Genomic DNA, 19,160 nt, shown 5'->3' on the forward strand with positions numbered 1-19,160 from the left:
AAACGGTTCGGGTTAAGGGTAAATCTGATTGCAGGACTGATTAATGCGATGGGATGAATATTTTCGCAAGAGGTCTACTATTGATTGCAATTGTTTCATTTTTGTCTGCCTGTTCCGATCCGAAAGAAATTGTTATTAACAAAGGGGGAGATATAGAGGCAAATGCAGATAAACTGAAAAATTTAAGTCTTGAAGACAGGCAATTATTGGCTGGATACATTATCCGTGCAGAAATGGGCAGCGTTTTCGGTCAATCCAATTCGGCCTCATACGGCGTAACCGTTCAAGAAGCCATTGAGAAGCAAAAACAGTTTGTTGTCGAGCAGGAAAAACAAATTGCCGAAAAAAAAGCGGTAGAGGAAAAAGTACGTGCGGCTGAAGAAAAAGCCCGTCAAGAATATGCTGAAAAAGAAAAGCAATTAAACTTGGCAGTAGATGTTGTTTTTGTATCGCACTCATCCGATGTGAACGATTTTGGTAGTCGGAATGCAACAGTAGTGTTTAAAATTGTCAATAAATCCGACAAAGATATTACGGGCATTAAAGGGATTGGTGTTTTCTATGATAAATTTGGTGATGAAATATATAGCAGCGGATTAAAAATTGATTTTAAAGACATAAATGGCGTTTTAGCTCAAGGGGCGGAATATGAGTATACTGGAGGAACACGCATCAACCAGTTTATTGATGAGGAAGTGAAATTTGCCACCAGTTCTACGGCAGATCTGAAATTTGAGTACCGTCCTGAGGTCGTTTTGTTCAAAGATGGCACGTCTATTGAAGCAAAAACATCTAACCAGAAATTTTAACTCTTTTTAAAATATGAAGAAATTATTGTTATCACTTTGTTTGTTTGGCTATTCTACGATGTCATTAAGCAATCCGGCTTGGCAGTTTTTAGTTAATGCTGATGCTGTGGATGTTTATGTGGATACCACCAGCCGAGAACAAAATTCTGCACTATTTAAGTGGGAAAATGACCCGCAAATGCTTAAGCTTGGGTTTAATATGGTTATTGCAAGATTTAGTGCAAATTGTGAGTCAAAATTGATTTGGCTTGATTCGGGACGGAAATATCTGAATGGTAAATGGGTTGGTGATGAAATGGTGGAAAAAATTGATGTTATGGATATTTCTTCCTACCCTGAAGAGAATGTTTATAAACATATTTTTGATTATATCTGTATAAATTATCAGTAAATATTATGTCTGACAAATTGTTCTATTTTTGTCATTGCCAATAAATCGGAGCTTGCCCTCCTTAAAGCCGTCTGAAAACCCGTTTGACGGAATGTCGGGTTTTCAGACGGCCTTTTGATATTTAACGGCTGCCGTTTAATTTTTCGGGCGGCTGTCGAGGATGTTGATGACTTTGCGCGGTTTGGCGAGGCTGATGCTGTCTTCGTCTTCCCCGCTGTCGAAACGGGCGGGCAGGGTTTCGCTGTCAAAGGCCAAATCGCCGCCGTGCTTGAGGTTTTGACCGCGTTTCAAGCTGGCGAAATCGAAAAGCTCGGTGTCGGCGAGGTGGGAAGGGACGACGTTTTGCAGGGCGGAGAACATGGATTCAATGCGGCCGGGGAAGCGTTTGTCCCAATCGCGCATCATGTCGCCGATGACTTGGCGTTGCAGATTGGGCTGCGAACCGCAAAGGTTGCACGGGATAATCGGGAATTGCTTCAGTTCGGCGTATTTGATCAAATCTTTTTCTTTTACATACGCCAGCGGGCGGATGACGATGTGTTCGCCGTTGTCGCTCACCAGCTTGGGCGGCATGGCTTTGAGTTTGCCGCCGTAAAACATATTCAGGAACATGGTAGCGAGGATGTCGTCGCGGTGGTGTCCCAAGGCGATTTTGGTGCAGCCCAATTCTTTGGCGGTGCGGTAGAGGATGCCGCGGCGCAGGCGGCTGCACAGCGAACAAGTCGTTTTGCCTTCGTCCAATACGCGTTTGACGGTGGAGTAGGTGTCTTCTTCGACGATTTTGTACGGCACACCTATGCTTTCTAGATAGGTCGGCAATACTTCTTCGGGGAAACCGGGCTGCTTTTGGTCGAGATTGACGGCAACCAGTTCGAAATCAATCGGCGCGCTGGCTTGGAGCTGGCGCAGGATGTCTAACAGGGCGTAGCTGTCTTTGCCGCCGGAGAGGCAGACCATGATTTTGTCGCCCTGCTCTATCATGTTGAAATCGTTAATCGCATCGCCGACGGCGTGGCGCAGGCGTTTTTGCAGTTTGTTGGCTTCGTGTTCGTGTTTCGGTTTGTTGGACATTTTTATGTGTTTCGGTTTGTTTTCGGTTGGGGCGCGATTATAGCGGAAACACCCCGTTTTGAGGCCGTCTGAAAAGGATGCGGCATCCATCGGACGGGAGGGCGGCTTTCAGACGGCCTTTTGCGGTACAATGCGGCCTTTATTTTTTCCGGAAACCGCAAACAAACGATGATTTCTTTAGAAACATGGATAGGCCTGCGCTATTTGCGGGCGAAAAAACGCAGCGGCTTTATGTCGTTTATCGGCATTATCTCCATCATCGGCATCGCCATCGGCGTGATGGCGCTGATTGTGGTTCTGTCGGTGGTAAACGGCTTTCAGAAAGACGTGCGCAGCCAATTGTTCAGCGTCGCGCCGCATGCCGAAATCGGCTTTTACGATACGGAAAACAGCGGCAGCTGGCAGGATTTGCGCAAAATGGTGGCGGGCAATAAGGACGTGCTCGGTTCCGCGCCCTATATCGCCGACCAGGCGCTTTTGGCCAACAACGGCGTGGTGCGCGGCGTGCAGGTGCGCGGCATAGACCCGCAAGAAGAGAAACAGGTCGTCGATTATTGGAAGAAAATGACGGCCGGTAAATTTGAAGATTTGAAACCGGGCGAGTTCGACATCATCCTCGGCCAGGAATTGGCCAACGAACTGGGCGCGGAAGTGGGCGGCAAGGTAACGGTGATTACGCCCGAAGGCAACGTTACGCCCGCCGGCGTGGTGCCGAGGCTGAAGCAGTTCAACGTAGTGGGCGTGGTGAAGACCGGCCTCTACGAATTGGACAATACGCTGACGCTGACCCATATCGAAGACGCGCGGACGCTCTACCGATTTGAAGGCGGTTTTGCCGGCCTGCGCCTGAAACTGGCCGATCCGCAAAACGCACCGGCTGTTGTGCCCAAGCTCCTGCCTGCTGATGCGGCCGACCGCGTGTGGGCGCGCGATTGGACGTTCAGCAACCAATCGTATTTCAATGCCGTGGAATTGGAAAAGAAAATGCTGTTCGTCGTGATGTTCTTCATCAGCCTGGTGGCGTCGATCAACCTGATTTCCACCCTGATTATGACCGTTACCGAAAAGCAGTCGGCAATCGCCATTTTGCGCACGCAGGGTATGCCGCCTTCGGGCATCATGAAGATATTCTTCGTCCAAGGCACGCTGCTGGGTTTAATCGGCACGGCCATCGGCACCGTGCTCGGCCTGTTGCTGGCGGTGAATATCGGCGACATTCTGAAATGGGTGGAAAACCTGCAGGGGCGCAAGTTAATCGAATCAAAAGTATATTTCCTCGACTATCTGCCCTCGCACGTCCTTTGGAGCGACGTGGCGGCGGTTGTCGCCATTTCCCTCGGCCTGTCGCTGCTGGTAACGCTTTATCCAAGCTGGCGTGCGGCGAGAACCGAACCTGCGGAGGCTTTGCGTTATGAGTAACACCATATTGGCTTGCGAGGCCGTCTGTAAAAATTATTACGACGGCCAACTGAACGTGCAGGTGTTGGACAACCTGACCCTGCAGGTGGACAAAGGCCGAAGCATAGGCATTGTCGGCGCGTCGGGCAGCGGAAAATCTACCCTGCTGCACATCTTGGGCGGGCTGGACAAACCGACTTCCGGCCGTGTTTCCCTGATGGGGCAGGACTTGTCCCAGTTGAGCCAGAAGCAATTGAGCGGGCTGAGAAACCAATATCTCGGCTTCGTTTATCAGTTCCACCACCTGCTGCCTGAATTTTCCGCCTTGGAAAACGTGATGATGCCCCTTCTAATCGGCAAACGCCCGAAAGAACAGGCGCGGGAACGGGCATTGCTTATGCTGGAAAAAGTCGGCCTGAAAGACCGCGTACTGCACCGACCGGGCGAACTTTCGGGCGGCGAACGCCAACGCGCCGCCATCGCCCGCGCGCTGGTTACCGACCCGGCCTGCCTGCTGGCCGACGAGCCGACCGGTAACCTCGACCGCAAAAACGCCCTCAACATCCTCGACATGATGATGGAACTGAAGCAGGAACTCGGCACCGCGCTGGTGGTGGTCACCCACGACGACGAAATGGCCGCCCGTTTCGACCGCGTATTGAACATGACCGACGGCGCGCTGTCGGCTTAAACCGAAGGCATCAGGCCGTCTGAAAACGCATTTCCCGTCCGGCAATCCGTTTTCAGACGGCCTCAATGCTTGAAACTGTCCCTGAACAGGCGCAAAATGCGCTCTTTACCGAACTTCACATTGGAATCAGAATATGAATGGTGAACTCCATCCCGAAACCCTGGCCATCCGGGGCGCGAAAGAACAAACCGGCTACAACGAACACAACCAGGCACTGTTTATCACCAGCAGCTTCATGTTTGACAGCGCGGCCGACGGAGCAGCACTCTTCAAAGGCGAGAAGGCCGGCTTTACCTACAGCCGCACCGCCAACCCCACCACTGCCGCCTTCGCCAAACGCATCGCCATTTTGGAAGGCGGCGAAGCGGCCGTGGCCACCTCTACCGGCATGGCCGCCATCAATGCCTCCCTGCTGACCTTCCTCAGCGCGGGCGACCACCTGATTTGCAGCCGCAGCCTGTTCGGCACCACCATGGGCCTGCTGAACAACCACATCGCCCGCTTTGGCATCGAAATCAGCTTCGTTTCGCAAACCGATTTGGACGAATGGCGCGCCGCTGTGCGCCCGAACACCAAAATGCTGTTCCTCGAAACCCCGTCCAACCCGCTCAACGAAGTGGCCGATTTGGAACAGCTGGCCGACATCGCGCATCAGGCGGGCGCACTACTGGTGGTGGACAACAGCTTCCTGACCCCGGTTTTGCAGCAGCCGCTGAAATTCGGCGCCGATTTGTCCGTACACTCCGCCACCAAGGCGATAGACGGGCAGGGCAGGGTGCAGGGCGGCGTGGTGGTCGGACGCAAGGAACTGATGCAGCAGGTTCAGGTTTACATGAACGCCTGCGGCATGTCGATGGCGCCGTTTCATGCCTGGGTGCTGCTCAGCGGCGTGGAAACCCTGCCGCTGCGTATCGAACGGCAATGCGCCAATGCCGAAAAAATCGCCGAATGGCTGCGGCGGCAGCCGCAAATCGAGCGCGTTTACCATTCCGGCTTCACCGACCACCCGCAGGCCGAATTGGTGAAAAAACAGCAATCGGGCGGCGGCATCGTCTTGGCGTTTGAAGTCAGGGGCGGGCAGGAAGCCGCGTGGAAACTGCTCGACAACGTTAAAATCTTCTCCAAAACCGCCAACCTGGGCGACGTGCGCTCCACCATCACGCACCCGTGGACGACCACGCACGGCAGGATGCAGCCCGAAGCGAAATACGCCGCAGGCATCCGCGAAGGCCTGCTGCGCATCGCCGTCGGCCTGGAACATGCCGACGACCTGATTGCCGATTTGGCACAGGCAATGGCATCATAAACCGCTTTCAGACGGCCTTCGGCAAATGGAGGCCGTCTGAAAAACAAACGGACGGCAAACTAGAAAGACGGCTTCCCGCCTGCCCGGTACAGCAGCAAACACACAACATCAAAAAAGGAAAAAACACACATGACTGAAGCACAATTCTCCGCCTGGGCCATGAAAATCGGCCTGACCGTACTCGTCATCTTCATCGGCTTCATCGTTTACGACCTCGGCAAAAAATCGAATGCGGGCAAGTTCGGCATGTTCATCCTGTTCTTCGTACTCGGGCTGGGCGTATTCGGTTTCCTGTTCAAAGAGCTGTTAATCGGCTTTTTGATGAAAAAATAATTTTCAGACGGCCTGAGGAATACCGCCCATGCTGCCCTACCTGTTCAAACGCCTGCTTTTGCTGATTCCCACCCTGCTCGGCATACTCGCGCTCACCTTCCTGATTATCCAATTCGTGCCCGGCGGGCCGGTGGAACAGCTGATGGCGGAACTTTCCGGCAGCGGTGCGGCGGCGGAAGCGGCATCGGGCGGCGGCAGCATGGCGGGCCGCACGCGCCTGAGTGCCGACGACATCGCCGCCCTCAACGCCCTCTACGGTTTCGACAAACCGCCGCTGACCCGCTTCGGCGAAATGCTGGCGCGTTTTGCCCGCTTCGACCTCGGCAACAGCTTCTTCCACCACGAAACCGTGGCTGAACTCATCCGCCAGAAGCTGCCCGTTTCCATGAGCCTCGGCCTGTGGACCTTCTTCCTCACCTACCTCATCTGCATCCCGTTGGGCATCATGAAAGCCGTGCGCGACGGCAGCCGCTTCGACACCCTGACCGGTCTCGTCATCCTCGTCGGCTACACCATCCCGCCCTTCGTGCTCGGCCTGTTGCTGCTGGTGTTGTTCGGCGGCGGCAGCTTCTTCGCCTGGTTTCCGCAAGGCGGACTGACGGGCGACAACTGGGACCAACTCTCCACTGCGGGAAAAATCGCCGATTACCTTTGGCACATCGCCCTGCCCGTTACCGCCTCCGTTGCCGGCAGCCTGGCCGTTACCACCGTTTTAACCAAAAACGTCTTCCTCGAAGAAATCCGCCGCCAATACGTCTATACCGCCCGCGCCAAAGGCCTGCCCGAACGGAAAATCCTGTTCAAACATATCTTCCGCAACGCCATGATTCCGCTGATTACCGGCTTTCCGGCCGCCTTCATCGGTGCGTTTTTCACCGGAAGCCTGCTGATTGAAACCCTGTTTTCCCTCGACGGGCTCGGACTGTTGTCCTACGAAGCGGTACTCAAACGCGACTACCCGGTCGTGATGGGCACGCTCTACGTCTTCACCCTGATGGGCCTGACCGCCCGCCTGCTGACCGATTTGTCTTACGCCTGGGCCGATCCGCGCATCCATTTCGGCAGCGGCCGCTGAATTTGCATTCAGGCCGTCTGAAAGCCGGTTTTCAGACGGCCTCCATCCCATCCCGAAGCCCCGAAACACCGCATTTCGCTATATAATGCCGCCTTTTCCCGAACGGCGGACACATGAAAACCGTAGAAAAAAACATATTGGTGGCACACAGCGCGTGGCAAATGTTCGAGCTGGTGGACAAAGTCGAAGACTACCCCGAATTTTTGCCATGGTACGGCAAGACCGAAGTCATCTCGCGCGAAGGCGACGAACTCAAAGCCCGCCTGTATATGGACTATAAAGGCGTGAAGCAGTCCTTCGCCACCCACAACCGCAACATCCCCGGCCGCCAAATCCGCATGGAACTGCTGGAAGGGCCGTTCAAAACCCTGCGCGGACGGTGGCATTTCATCGATTTGGGCGGCGACTGCTGCAAAATCGAATTCCGCCTCGAATATGATTTTGCCAACCCCATGCTTTCCGCCCTGATCAGCCCTGTTTTCAGCCACTTGGCCGGCCGGCTGGTGGAATCCTTCATCGCCGAAGCGGACAAACGCTATGATTGACATCGAAGTCGCCTACGGCACGGATAAAAAACAGTTTTTGCAGCAACTGGCCGTCGAGGAAGGTACAACCGCCCGCGAAGCCGTTTTGCAAAGCGGCCTGTCCGCCGCCTTTCCCGAAGCCGATTTGCACGCGCCGCTGGGGATTTTCGGCAAACAGGTCGCCGACGATACCGTTTTGCGGCAACACGACAGGGTGGAACTCTACCGCCCGCTGCTGATCGACCCCAAAGAAGCCCGCCGCCGCCGCGTGTCCGACGGCGGCCGCAACAAAATCAAACGATAACCCGAATATGAGCATCAAACTAATCGTCGGCCTGGGCAACCCGGGCACAGAATACGAACACACCCGCCACAACGCGGGCTTTTGGTTTTTAGACGAACTCGTCCGGCAGTGGAAGGCCGTGTGGAAGCACGAAAAAAAATACTTCGGGCACACCGCACGCGTCAGCCGCCCCGAAGGCGAAATCTGGCTTTTGAAACCCGACACCTACATGAACCTCTCCGGCAAAGCCGTCGCCGCGTTGGCGCAGTTTTATAAAATCCGGCCGGAGGAAATCCTCGTCGCCCACGACGAACTCGACATTCCCTGCGGCCAAATCCGCTTCAAGCTCGGCGGCGGCAACGGCGGGCACAACGGTTTGAAAGACATACAGGCCAAATTCGGCACGCCGGACTTCTACCGTCTGCGCCTCGGCATCGGCCACCCCGGCGACCGTAATCTGGTCGTCGGCTATGTGTTGAACAAGCCGAGTGCCGAAGACCGCGCCCTGATAGACAAGGCAATCGAAAAATCGCTGCAAGGCCTGCCGCTGATTATGGCGGGCGACCGCGAAGCCGCCACCCGCTTTCTGCATGCGAAATAACAGGGAGGCCGTCTGAAAAACAGTTTCAGACGGCCTCCGTCTTGTGTGGCAGTGCTTGGGTTCTTCATCAGATACATTGAGATTTTTGAAAAATTTTATATAATTCATATAGTTATAATATTTTCATAAGTACTTTCTTCCAGCAAACCGCACAAGCCATGATTGCCAAACACATCGACCGCTTCCCACTATTGAAGTTGGATCAGGTGATTGATTGGCAACCGATCGAACAATACCTGAATCGTCAAAGAGCCCGTTACCTTCGAGACCACCGCGGCCGTCCCGCCTATCCACTGTTGTCCATGTTCAAAGCCGTCCTGCTCGGACAATGGCACAGCCTCTCCGATCCCGAACTCGAACACAGCCTCATCACCCGCATCGATTTCAACCTGTTTTGCCGTTTTGACGAACTGAGCATCCCCGATTACAGCACTTTATGCCGCTACCGTAACCGTCCGCTGAAGGCGGCCTGGATGCTCGATTATCAGGTGTCCGGGGAGGATTAAGGGGGTATTGGGAATGTGAACAACCGAAAATCGGTGTTTGGGTTTCAGTTGTCGGAGAAAGGGTCTTTTTGCAAAGGTCTCGGGCTGCCGTTCCAGCGGTAACGCCTGAAACGAATGGTTTGATGGGCTTATTTTGCTTGTGTTGGCTTAGACGGCTTCTTCTTATAGAAATTATTAAGGGCTGTACTAGATAACTAGGGAAATTCAAATTAAATTAGAATTATCCCTATGCGAAAAAGTCGTCTAAGTTGGTACAAACAAAATAAGCTCATTGAGCTGTTTGTTGCAGGCGTAACTGCAAGAACGGTAGCAGAGTTGGTCGGTGTCAATAAAAATACCGCTGCCTATTATTTTCATCGTTTACGTTTGCTTATCTATCAAAACAGTCTGAGACCTTTGCAATAACATAAGTTATTAAAATTTTATGCTCAACACCATTTTCAAAATGAGGAACCTCCCTGATTTCTTCCACTTTTTTCTCAGTATCAGAAAGGTTTTAGTCGATTGAAAATTTTTTAGCACATTTTTATGCGTCAAATTTCGTTAACAGACTATTTTTGCAAAGGTCTCAGTCTGTATCTAGAAATGTTTGACGGGGAAGGAGAAGTGGATAAAAGTTAGGGGCTGTACTAGATTAGCAGATATGTTATCCTCGGAATATGAAGATAACACACTGCAAATTAAAGAAAAAAGTACAGAAAGAACTGCTCCGGTTTTTTGTACTCGAAGTTACCGCCCGTTCTGCCGCCGATATTTTGGGTATCCATCCCAATTCGGCAGTCCTGTTCTACCGCAAAATCCGTATGGTCATCGGCCATTATCTAGCCTTGGCTGCCGATGAGGTTTTCGAGGGCTCTGTCGAGTTGGACGAAAGCTATTTCGGCGGACGGTGTAAAGGCAGACGCGGTCGCGGTGCGGCAGGAAAAGTGGTTGTCTTCGGCATTCTGAAACGTAACGGACGGGTCTATATCGTTGTCGTAGATAATGCCAAGTCCGATACGTTGATGCCTGTTAGCAAACAGACAATCATGCCGGACAGCATTGTTTATACCGATAGTCTGAGCAGCTATGACAAGCTAGACGTAAGCGGTTTTATCCATTACCGCATCAATCATTCCAAAGCGTTTGCCGACCGTCAGAACCACATCAACGGCATTGAGAATTTTTGGAATCAGGCAAAACGCGTCTTGCGAAAATACAACGGAATCGATCGCAAATCTTTCCCGCTGTTCTTGAAAGAATGCGAATTTCGGTTTAACTTCGGCACACCGTCCCAGCAGCTAAAAATCTTGCGGGTTTGGTGTGGAATTTAGGGCTAATCTAGTACAGCCCCTTGTTTATACAGATTGTTACCGCAGTTATGATGTGTTAAACGTAAGTGAATTTAGTCATCTGCGTATCAATCACAGCACACATTTTGCAAAGCGGCAAAACCACATTAACGGAATTGGGAACTTTTGGAACCGGACAAAATGTCATTTACGCAAGTTTAACGGCATTCCCAAAGAGCGTTTTGAGTTGTATTTGAAGGAGTGTGAATGGCGTTTTAACAACAGTGAGATAAAGTCTCAGATTTCTATTTTAAAACAAATGGTAAACAAGGATTTGCCCTAGTTATTTAGGACAGCCTCAATTATTATAGTTTGAATTGATTTTCCCTAGTTATCTAGAGCAGCCCCCAGTTTTAGTGAAACAAGTTATTGCCAAAATATAAGTAATTCTTTGAGCAATAGCTAAATAAAGCTACTATGGAATAAATGCTTTTGCCGAGAATGCTATATTCGAATTTTGATTTATTTAATAATTAATCTTCTTAATATTATTTTTCTGGATATGGTTATGTAACTTTACCACAAATCTTCTTTTTTTACCTTTGGGTAAATTTTGAAACGCAATTTATTTAAATAATCTATAATGTGACCATCTATTGTGTGATTCTTTTAGTACCAAAGAGTTCATTTTAATTCGGATGCGCTAATGAAAAATCAGCAACCATTACAACAATATTTTGATGTCTATATTTCCTATCCCCCAGGTATCGATCAAGACCAAGTAAATGAAAATATAAGACAAAATTTATCTTCAGAAGAGGCGGAAGAAGTTATTTTAGCATTAGAAGAAAATAGACAAGCCCTGATGATTGAGCGATGCACTAATGAAGAGCGGCTGAATGCCCAACATTATTTTGGTTATTTGGGATTGGATGTCATTATCCGTGTTTCATTGGAATTAATATCGGATGACGATGGTTGCAATAGTAATCAAATTGATAATTCTTCATCCCCTATCCCCCAATGTCCTGTATGTTTTACTATTTTTGAAGATCCTGATACGACACAGTGTCCAACGTGTCAGTTACATTTGCGGACTGCGACTGAAGCCTATATTTACCGAAAGCGTATTGAATGGCAAGAGCGAATAGCTTTTGAACATCGAAAACAGCATGAACTGGCTTATCGTATGTTGCGTGAGCGTCAAGCAGAGGAAAAAAGAATACGTAAACAAATTCGTAATGAATTAGAAACCGAATTGTTGAAAGAGTTAGGTATTCTAAATAGCTGGCAGTCTGTTTTTTATAATAAAAGAGTAATTATCTCTCTTGTGTTAATTATTTTGTTTGCAATTATTTTTACTTCGCTGGGCTATTTTTTGGCTCAGATTATTGTTAAGTAAATAACATTTAGTTATTTTTGAGGTTAATATTTCAATTTTTGATATGTTTTACTTTCAATGATTATATAATAAAATAAATGTGTTAGATTAATTTTATAAAGAAATAAATATTATGGGTTGCGCTAGATAACTAGCACTGCCCATAATATTTTTGGGTTACACTGTAAACTTGTATAGTTTAAATATATTCTTTTCAGACGGCTTCCTTTATATAATAGGAATAGGATAATGAATTCAATGTCCTCTTTAGTTCGAGATGAAATACAGGAAATGTTAGCTTATACGGTAGCAGATATACCTAACTCCTGCATTAAGTTGGATGCAATGGAATTACCCTGCCAATTTCCAGAATATATGCAAAAAGAGTTAGCTTGCGAACTGGCAGTAGCGGAAATTAACCGTTATCCCAATCCGGCCACAAGCGGGTTGCAGCAATTATTAAAGGGAATATTTCAAATCCCTAAACAGGCGCAAATTGTTTTGGGCAACGGTTCGGATGAACTAATCCAACTAATCGCAATGCTGCTGGCAAAACCGAAAGCCAAAATATTGTCTGTAGATCCAAGTTTTGTGATGTATCGGCGCAATGCAGTATTATTTGGGTTGGAGTATATCGGAGTCCCTCTTAATAACGACTTTACCCTGAATTTACCTGCAATTTTATCTGCAATTAAGACTCATCAGCCTGCACTGATTTTTATTGCTTATCCGAATAACCCTACCGGTGTGTGTTTTAGGCATGAGGATGTTCAGGCAATAATTGATGCTGCGCCTGGCGTTATTGTAATAGATGAGGCTTACGGCTCATTTAGCCTTGATAGTTTTCTGCCTTATGCGGGCAATGTGGAAAAGCTGGTTGTGATGCGCACCCTAAGCAAAATCGGTTTTGCCGGATTGAGATTGGGCTATGCATGCGGTCATCCAATTCTGATGAATGAGTTGGCTAAAATTGTGCCTCCTTACAATATGAATCAGTTAAGTCTAACCGCAGCTAAGTTTGCCCTGCGCCATTATGGATGGGTTGAGGAACAAATCAATACTTTGAAACGGGAAAGAAGCCGTTTATCTGAGGCTCTATCAATGCTGCCCGAAGTGAAAGTGTTTGGTAGTGAGGCAAATTTCCTAACGATTCGGGTACCTGATGCAGAACTGGTTTTTAAGGCATTAAAAGATAGTAACATCCTGATCAAAAACTTACATGGTTCACATCCTTTGTTAGACCAATGCCTGCGTTTGACGGTGGGCACTTTTGAACAGAACCAACAGGTTCTAACAGTTTTTCAACATCTATTTAACAAATGAAATATATGGACAAAAAAGCAATCCGTACTGAAAATTTCTTCCGCCTGATTAAAGAAGCAGGGAATGTATCCAAACTGTCCCGCGCCTGCGGTTATACCAATCCTGCATCTTTACATCAGTTGCGTGCGCGGTTGGAAAAAAATGAGGAAGGTGGGCGTGGTATTTCCAGCGTTTTAGCAACCAAACTAGAGCAAGGCATGAAAAAACCAAAGGGCTGGATGGATGAGCGTCATCGTGATGAAACACAACCTGTTTCTGGCAACAAACAAACGGTAGATTTTACACATAGCCTGATAACCGATAACGGCGGCCGAATAGTAAGCGTGACCCGCAACACTAAAGAAACACAAATTACCATTACTATCAACCTAGATGGTAGCGGGCAAGGACGATTTGATACAGGTGTGCCGTTTCTAGAGCATATGCTTGACCAAATCGCCCGTCATGGAATGATTGATTTGGACGTTACTTGCAAAGGCGATCTCCATATCGATGATCATCATACCGTAGAAGATATCGGCATCGTTTTCGGCCAAGCACTGAAACAGGCTTTGGGCGATAAAATGGGAGTACGCCGCTACGGTCACTCTTATGTGCCGCTAGACGAGGCTTTGAGCCGCGTGGTATTGGATTTATCCGGTCGTCCCGGCTTGGTGTATAACTTAACATTCAGCCGCGCTTGGATAGGTAAATTCGATGTTGATTTATTTGAAGAATTCTTTCATGGTGTCGTCAATCACGCGATGATAACGTTACATATTGATAATTTAAGCGGTACCAATGCACACCATCAGGCTGAGACGGTATTCAAGGCATTTGGGCGTGCACTACGCATGGCAGTGGAATTTGATGAACGCATGACAGGAAAAATTCCGTCCACTAAGGGTTTACTATCTGAATCTAACTGACAGTAGAATCCAAAACCACTTATCCCTATAACCATACGGATAAGTGGTTTTTTCATATTAAAGGATAATTTGAGACCTTTGCAATAACATAAGTTATTAAAATTTTATGCTCAACACCATTTTCAAAATGAGGAACCTCCCTGATTTCTTCCACTTTTTTCTCAGTATCAGAAAGGTTTTAGTCGATTGAAAATTTTTTAGCACATTTTTATGCGTCAAATTTCGTTAACAGACTATTTTTGCAAAGGTCTCAATTTATTCGATTTCAAAGAAGCCATACTCGGTTTACATCTTATTATTTGTATTATGTGAGGGCGGTATAATAACCAAATTCATACTGTCCCGTATGTTTTTCAGACGGCCTTCAAATGCCGGAAGGCCGTCTGAAAAATGTATGAAACAGGGTGTGCCGTCCTTATTTTTAGTGTATGAATAAAATTGCGCGGAAATAGGCTGTTTCGGCATATAAACAGCTTGCCTTTAACACAACTTAGCAGTATAACCGTTTGGTTATCCAACCAGTCAAAACAGAAAGGACGTGTCATGTTTTTCGACAAAATCGAAGCTGCGCCTGCCGACCCGATTTTGGGTTTGGGCGAAGCATTCAAAGCCGAAACCCGCAGCAATAAGGTGAACTTGGGCATCGGTGTTTACAAAGACGCTAAAGGCAATACCCCGATTCCGAAAGCGGTGAAGGAAGCCGAAACCCGCCTGTTGGCCAATGAAAACAGCAAAAACTATCTGACCATCGACGGTGTGGCCGCCTACAACGCCGAAACGCAAAAACTGCTGTTTGGAGCGGACAGCGAAATCATCGCGTCCAAGCGCGCCAAAACCGCGCAGAGCTTGGGCGGTACGGGCGCGCTGCGCATCGCCGCCGAGTTTGTCAAACGTCAGACCGGTGCGAAAAACGTGTGGATTTCCGCTCCGACCTGGCCGAACCACAATGCCATTTTCAAAGCCGTCGGCATCAATATCCGCGATTACCGCTATTACGACAAGGCATCTCACGGCTTGGATTGGGACGGCCTGATTGCCGATTTGTCCCAAGCCGAAGCCGGCGACGTGGTGCTGCTGCACGGCTGCTGCCACAATCCGACCGGCATCGACCCGACTCCCGAACAATGGGAAACATTGGCGAAAATGTCGGCTGAAAAAGGCTGGCTGCCGCTGTTCGACTTCGCCTATCAGGGCTTTGCGCACGGTTTGGAAGAGGATGCTTACGGCTTGCGCGCTTTTGCCAAGCTGAATAAAGAATTGCTGGTGGCCAGCTCTTATTCTAAAAACTTCGGCATGTATAACGAGCGTGTGGGTGCGTTTACCGTGGTGGCCGCCGATGCGGATACCGCCAACCGCGCCTTCAGCCAAGTCAAAACCATCATCCGCACACTGTATTCCAATCCGGCATCGCATGGCGGCAATACGGTGGCCATGGTACTGCAGGATGCCGAATTGAAAGCGCAATGGGTGGCAGAACTGGACGAAATGCGTGCGCGGATTAAGGAAATGCGGCAGAAATTTGTCGATTTGCTGAAAGAAAAAGGCGCGCAACAGGATTTCGACTTTATCGTGAAGCAAAACGGGATGTTCTCCTTCTCCGGCCTGACGCCCGAACAGGTGGATCGCCTGAAAGACGAGTTTGCCATTTATGCCGTGCGTTCCGGCCGCATCAACGTTGCGGGCATTACCGCCGACAATATTGACTATCTGTGTGAAAGCATTGTGAAAGTGCTGTAATTACGGATAATTAAGAGGCCGTCTGAAAACATTTTCAGACGGCCTCTTATTGATTGGCTTGTTAATTTGCTGAAAGAAAAAGGCACACGGCAGGATTTCGACTTTATCGTGAAGCAAAACGGCATGTTCTCTTTCTGCGGCTTGATACTTGGACAAGAGGCCGTCTGAAAAGCGAATTTGCCATTTATGCCGTGCGTTCCGGCCGCATCAACGTTGCGGGCATTACCGCCGACAATATTGACTATCTGTGTGAAAGCATTGTGAAAGTGCTGTAATTACGGATAATTTAAGAGGCCGTCTGAAAACATTTTCAGACGGCCTCTTATTCATGGAAAGGCTGCTAAACGATTATTCCGCCGCAGCTTTCGCTACGCGCCGCCAGTGGTGCAGCAGCGGTTCGGTGTAGCCGTTGGGCTGCTCGGTGCCTTTGAAAATCAGGTCGCAGGCAGCGAGGAAGGCGGGGGAGGTATCGAAGCGGCCAACCATGGGCGTGTAGGCCGGATCGCCTTCGTTCTGTTTGTCCACCACGGCAGCCATACGCTCCAAAGTGGTGCGAACCTGTTCGGCACTGACAATGCCGTGCAGCAGCCAGTTGGCGATGTGCTGGCTGGAAATCCGCAGTGTGGCGCGGTCTTCCATCAGGCCGACGTTGTGGATGTCGGGCACTTTGGAGCAACCCACGCCTTGTTCCACCCAGCGGACGACGTAGCCCAAGATGCCTTGGCAGTTGTTGTCCAACTCCTGCTGTTTTTCCGCTTCCGTCCAGTTGGCGTCGGCGGCTGTGGGGATGGTGAGCAGGTCGTCCAGGTAATCGGCGGCAGGGCGGGTGGCCAGTTCGCGTTGTACGTCGAATACGTTGATTTGATGATAGTGCAAGGCGTGCAGGGTGGCTGCGGTAGGCGAGGGCACCCATGCGGTGGTGGCGCCGGATTTCGGATGGCCGATTTTCTGTTTCAGCATTTCCGCCATCAAATCAGGCATTGCCCACATGCCTTTGCCGATTTGGGCTTTGCCGGGCAGGCCGCATTGCAGGCCGGTTTGGACGTTGCCGGCTTCGTAGGCGGCAATCCATTTGCTGGCTTTCATGTCGCCTTTGCGTATCATCGCGCCCGCCTGCATGGAGGTGTGCATTTCGTCGCCGGTGCGGTCGAGGAAGCCGGTATTGATGAAGACGACGCGGTCGGAAGCCACTTGGATGCAGGCGGCGAGGTTGGCCGAGGTGCGGCGTTCTTCGTCCATGATGCCCATTTTCAAGGTTTTCGGCGGCAGTTTGGCCAGTGTTTCGATGGCGGCAAACAGTTCGTCGGCAAAGCGGACTTCTTCCGGGCCGTGCATTTTGGGTTTGACGATGTAAACGCTGCCGCTGCGGCTGTTTTTGTTTTCGCTGCGGCTCAGGTCAAGCGGGGCGATGAGGGCGGTCATCACGCCGTCTAGGATGCCTTCTGGAATTTCTTTGCCTTCGGCATCCAATACGGCGGGCGTGGTCATCAGGTGGCCGACGTTGCGGATGAAGAGCAGCGAGCGGCCGGGCAGGGTGAAGCTGCCGCTGCCGTCGGGTTTGGTGTATCCGCGGTCTGCATTCAGTTTGCGGGTGAAGGTTTTGCCGCCTTTTTCCACTTCTTCGGTCAGTGTGCCGTTCATCAGGCCGAGCCAGTTGGCGTATACCAGTGCTTTGTCTTCTCCGTCTACGGCGGCCACGGAGTCTTCGCAGTCCATGATGGTGGAAAGGGCGGCTTCAAGGATGATGTCTTTTACGCCGGCAGGGTCTTGGCTGCCTATCGGGCTGTTTTTGTCGATGAGGATGTCGATGTGCAGGCCGTTGTGCAGGAAGAGGAGCGAGGAGGGGGCTTTCGCATTGCCGTTGTAGCCGATGAAGAGTTCGGGCGTTTGCAGGCCGCTTTCGCCGCCATCTTTCAGTTTGGCTTTCAGACGGCCTCCTTCTACGCGGTAGGCGGATACGTCACGGTGGCTGCCTTGCGCCAGCGGGATGCTTTGGTCGAGGAAGTTGCGGGCGAAGGCGATGACGGCGTCGCCGCGTTTCGGATTGTAGGTTTTGCCTGCGGCCAAATCGCCGCTTTGGTCGATGGCGTCCGTGCCGTACAGTGCGTCGTACAGGCTGCCCCAGCGGGCATTGGCGGCATTGAGGGCGTAGCGGGCGTTGTTGATGGGGACGACCAGTTGGGGGCCTGCCTGCTCCGCCACTTCCCGATCGACGTTTTGCGTTTCGATTTTAAACGGCGCGGGTTCGTCGGCCAGATAGCCGATTTCTTTCAGGAAGGCGCGGTAGGCGGCGGCATCGGTTGCTGCTCCGTTTTGTTTGTGCCAGTCGTCGATTTGTTGTTGGATGGCATCGCGTTTCTCCAAGAGGGCGCGGTTGCGCGGCGCGAATTCCGCCAAGAGTTCCGCAAAGCCCTGCCAAAATGCCTCGGCCTGTATGTCAGGGCGGGACGGGAGGACTTGTTCGGTGATGAAACGGTAGAGGTGGTTGTCGATCTGCAGGCCGGCAGCGGGGATATAGTTGTATGCCATGATAAATTCTCCAAAATATTGTTCTTATGAAACATCGCGATGACGCCATGCAACCTTAACACTATTTTTCAATGGATAAAAGTAGGCTGTCTGAAAATTATTTAATTACAATCGATTTCGGTGTCGGATTTTGTTTTCTTACATTTGAAACGCCGAAGGCCGTCTGAAAGTTGATTTTCAGACGGCCTTTTGCTTGGTTTAGTCTTTTATCTTTCGGCTTTCAACACCCGCTGACGGCGCGTTTCGCTCAATACCATGCCTGCACTGACGGAGACGTTCATGCTTTCGACCGTGCCGAACATGGGTATCGACACCAGCATGTCGCAATGCTCGCGCGTCAGGCGGCGCATGCCTTCACCTTCGTTGCCCATCACCCATGCCGCGCTGTCGGGCAGATCGCAATGGTAGAGGTCGGCGTCGCCGCCCATGTCGGCGCCGATGATCCAGATGCCGTATTCTTTCAGCTCGCGCAGGGTGCGGGCGAGGTTGGTTACGGTGATGTAGGGAACGGTTTCCGCCGCGCCGCAGGCGACTTTGCTGACGGTGGCGTTCAGTCCCGCACTTTTGTCTTTCGGCGCGATGACGGCGTGTATGCCCATTGCGTCGGCGGTACGCAGGCACGCGCCGAGGTTGTGCGGGTCGGTGATACCGTCGAGTATCAGCAATAGCGGCGGTTCGCTGAGATTTTCCAATACGTCTTCGAGGTGGACGTGGTTTTTGGAAGCGTCGATAAACCCGACCACACCCTGATGCCGCGCACCTTTGCTGATGGCGTTGAGGCGGTCGGCGTCGGCGAAGTGTACGCGCACGTTTTCGTTTGCCGCTTTTTCCAACACATCGCGCGTGCGGGCATCGTTTTTGCCTTCTTGGACGTAGAGTTCGGTAATCGATTTCGGGTTTTGCCACAGGCGGGCGTTGACGGCGTGGAAGCCGTAGATTAAGCGTTGGTTGGCCATGCTGGGTCTTTCGGTTTGAAAGGCGGGATTATAGCAGGCTGCCGCAATGGGGAAGGCCGTCTGAAAA

Annotated in this window: 18 protein-coding genes and 5 pseudogenes; 19 read left to right on the forward strand and 4 right to left on the reverse strand. The window is 50.5% G+C overall.

Annotation, left to right across the window (positions count from 1 at the left end; translation table 11 throughout):
* The first annotated feature begins 53 nt into the window (after positions 1 to 53).
* Together ACTHSL_RS05535 and ACTHSL_RS05540 are read left to right on the forward strand one after the other, a co-directional pair.
* The gene (locus ACTHSL_RS05535) at positions 54 to 809 is read left to right on the forward strand and encodes a hypothetical protein (protein WP_440380655.1); all 756 of its coding nucleotides are present in this window, start codon (positions 54 to 56) and stop codon (positions 807 to 809) included.
* Between the two features lie 13 nt (positions 810 to 822).
* Positions 823 to 1,200, forward strand: coding sequence for a hypothetical protein (locus ACTHSL_RS05540; RefSeq protein WP_159071695.1), 378 nt, complete (start codon positions 823 to 825; stop codon positions 1,198 to 1,200).
* A 135-nt stretch (positions 1,201 to 1,335) separates the two neighbouring features.
* Here ACTHSL_RS05540 and ttcA read toward each other — a convergent pair whose 3' ends face one another.
* Positions 1,336 to 2,271: a tRNA 2-thiocytidine(32) synthetase TtcA gene (gene ttcA, locus ACTHSL_RS05545; protein ID WP_440380656.1), complete on the reverse strand. Its 936-nt coding sequence runs from the start codon at positions 2,269 to 2,271 to the stop codon at positions 1,336 to 1,338.
* Between the two features lie 168 nt (positions 2,272 to 2,439).
* Here ttcA and ACTHSL_RS05550 point away from each other — a divergent pair, with 168 nt between their 5' ends.
* The 9 genes and pseudogenes from ACTHSL_RS05550 to ACTHSL_RS05590 form a co-directional block, all read left to right on the forward strand.
* Positions 2,440 to 3,690 (forward strand): lipoprotein-releasing ABC transporter permease subunit, encoded by a 1,251-nt coding sequence (locus ACTHSL_RS05550; RefSeq protein ID WP_440380657.1) that lies wholly within the window; start codon positions 2,440 to 2,442, stop codon positions 3,688 to 3,690.
* On the forward strand, positions 3,683 to 4,360 hold the full coding sequence (gene lolD, locus ACTHSL_RS05555; protein ID WP_440380658.1) for a lipoprotein-releasing ABC transporter ATP-binding protein LolD: 678 nt from the start codon (positions 3,683 to 3,685) through the stop codon (positions 4,358 to 4,360). Before ACTHSL_RS05550 ends, lolD begins: the two co-directional genes overlap by 8 nt.
* A 133-nt stretch (positions 4,361 to 4,493) precedes the next feature.
* Positions 4,494 to 5,666: an O-succinylhomoserine sulfhydrylase gene (gene metZ / locus ACTHSL_RS05560; protein ID WP_440380659.1), complete on the forward strand. Its 1,173-nt coding sequence runs from the start codon at positions 4,494 to 4,496 to the stop codon at positions 5,664 to 5,666.
* A gap of 129 nt (positions 5,667 to 5,795) precedes the next feature.
* Positions 5,796 to 5,999, forward strand: coding sequence for a DUF2788 domain-containing protein (locus ACTHSL_RS05565; protein WP_003775499.1), 204 nt, complete (start codon positions 5,796 to 5,798; stop codon positions 5,997 to 5,999).
* Between the two features lie 28 nt (positions 6,000 to 6,027).
* Positions 6,028 to 7,074, forward strand: coding sequence for an ABC transporter permease subunit (locus ACTHSL_RS05570; protein ID WP_440380660.1), 1,047 nt, complete (start codon positions 6,028 to 6,030; stop codon positions 7,072 to 7,074).
* A 113-nt stretch (positions 7,075 to 7,187) separates the two neighbouring features.
* On the forward strand, positions 7,188 to 7,619 hold the full coding sequence (locus ACTHSL_RS05575; protein WP_440380661.1) for a type II toxin-antitoxin system RatA family toxin: 432 nt from the start codon (positions 7,188 to 7,190) through the stop codon (positions 7,617 to 7,619).
* Positions 7,612 to 7,902: an RnfH family protein gene (locus tag ACTHSL_RS05580; RefSeq protein ID WP_049248781.1), complete on the forward strand. Its 291-nt coding sequence runs from the start codon at positions 7,612 to 7,614 to the stop codon at positions 7,900 to 7,902. Before ACTHSL_RS05575 ends, ACTHSL_RS05580 begins: the two co-directional genes overlap by 8 nt.
* A gap of 7 nt (positions 7,903 to 7,909) precedes the next feature.
* Positions 7,910 to 8,482: an aminoacyl-tRNA hydrolase gene (gene pth / locus ACTHSL_RS05585; RefSeq protein ID WP_440380662.1), complete on the forward strand. Its 573-nt coding sequence runs from the start codon at positions 7,910 to 7,912 to the stop codon at positions 8,480 to 8,482.
* A gap of 125 nt (positions 8,483 to 8,607) precedes the next feature.
* Positions 8,608 to 8,934 (forward strand): annotated as a pseudogene (locus tag ACTHSL_RS05590) (transposase); the annotation flags it as partial.
* Positions 8,935 to 9,070: 136 nt separating this feature from the next.
* Here the strand turns inward: ACTHSL_RS05590 and ACTHSL_RS05595 are convergent.
* A pseudogene (locus tag ACTHSL_RS05595) lies at positions 9,071 to 9,154 on the reverse strand (IS1595 family transposase); the annotation flags it as partial.
* Positions 9,155 to 9,216: 62 nt separating this feature from the next.
* Between ACTHSL_RS05595 and ACTHSL_RS05600 the strand changes: the two are divergent.
* The 8 genes and pseudogenes from ACTHSL_RS05600 to ACTHSL_RS05635 form a co-directional block, all read left to right on the forward strand.
* Positions 9,217 to 9,375: pseudogene (locus ACTHSL_RS05600) on the forward strand (IS1595 family transposase); the annotation flags it as partial.
* A gap of 272 nt (positions 9,376 to 9,647) precedes the next feature.
* Positions 9,648 to 10,301: an IS1595 family transposase gene (locus tag ACTHSL_RS05605; RefSeq protein WP_440380663.1), complete on the forward strand. Its 654-nt coding sequence runs from the start codon at positions 9,648 to 9,650 to the stop codon at positions 10,299 to 10,301.
* A gap of 19 nt (positions 10,302 to 10,320) precedes the next feature.
* A pseudogene (locus ACTHSL_RS05610) lies at positions 10,321 to 10,602 on the forward strand (transposase); the annotation flags it as partial.
* Positions 10,603 to 10,965: 363 nt separating this feature from the next.
* Complete coding sequence (locus tag ACTHSL_RS05615) at positions 10,966 to 11,661, forward strand: hypothetical protein (protein WP_440380664.1); 696 nt, start codon at positions 10,966 to 10,968, stop codon at positions 11,659 to 11,661.
* A 228-nt stretch (positions 11,662 to 11,889) separates the two neighbouring features.
* The gene (hisC, locus tag ACTHSL_RS05620; RefSeq protein ID WP_440380665.1) at positions 11,890 to 12,963 is read left to right on the forward strand and encodes a histidinol-phosphate transaminase; all 1,074 of its coding nucleotides are present in this window, start codon (positions 11,890 to 11,892) and stop codon (positions 12,961 to 12,963) included.
* 5 nt (positions 12,964 to 12,968) lie between these two features.
* On the forward strand, positions 12,969 to 13,871 hold the full coding sequence (gene hisB, locus ACTHSL_RS05625) for an imidazoleglycerol-phosphate dehydratase HisB (RefSeq protein WP_440380666.1): 903 nt from the start codon (positions 12,969 to 12,971) through the stop codon (positions 13,869 to 13,871).
* 543 nt (positions 13,872 to 14,414) lie between these two features.
* On the forward strand, positions 14,415 to 15,608 hold the full coding sequence (locus tag ACTHSL_RS05630) for an amino acid aminotransferase (RefSeq protein ID WP_041961447.1): 1,194 nt from the start codon (positions 14,415 to 14,417) through the stop codon (positions 15,606 to 15,608).
* Between the two features lie 60 nt (positions 15,609 to 15,668).
* Positions 15,669 to 15,883 (forward strand): annotated as a pseudogene (locus ACTHSL_RS05635) (aminotransferase class I/II-fold pyridoxal phosphate-dependent enzyme); the annotation flags it as partial.
* A 73-nt stretch (positions 15,884 to 15,956) separates the two neighbouring features.
* Here ACTHSL_RS05635 and ACTHSL_RS05640 read toward each other — a convergent pair.
* Together ACTHSL_RS05640 and rlmB are read right to left on the reverse strand one after the other, a co-directional pair.
* Positions 15,957 to 18,137 carry a malate synthase G gene (locus ACTHSL_RS05640; protein WP_440380667.1) on the reverse strand — a complete coding sequence of 727 codons (2,181 nt, stop codon included), beginning with the start codon at positions 18,135 to 18,137 and terminating at the stop codon, positions 15,957 to 15,959.
* Positions 18,138 to 18,343: 206 nt separating this feature from the next.
* Entirely contained in the window at positions 18,344 to 19,093 is a 750-nt protein-coding gene (gene rlmB, locus ACTHSL_RS05645; RefSeq protein WP_440380668.1) for a 23S rRNA (guanosine(2251)-2'-O)-methyltransferase RlmB, read from the reverse strand.
* Positions 19,094 to 19,160 lie beyond the last annotated feature (67 nt).

Origin of the sequence: Neisseria sp. P0008.S010 (assembly GCF_051962715.1) — a bacterium.
GTDB classification, from domain to species: domain Bacteria; phylum Pseudomonadota; class Gammaproteobacteria; order Burkholderiales; family Neisseriaceae; genus Neisseria; species Neisseria elongata.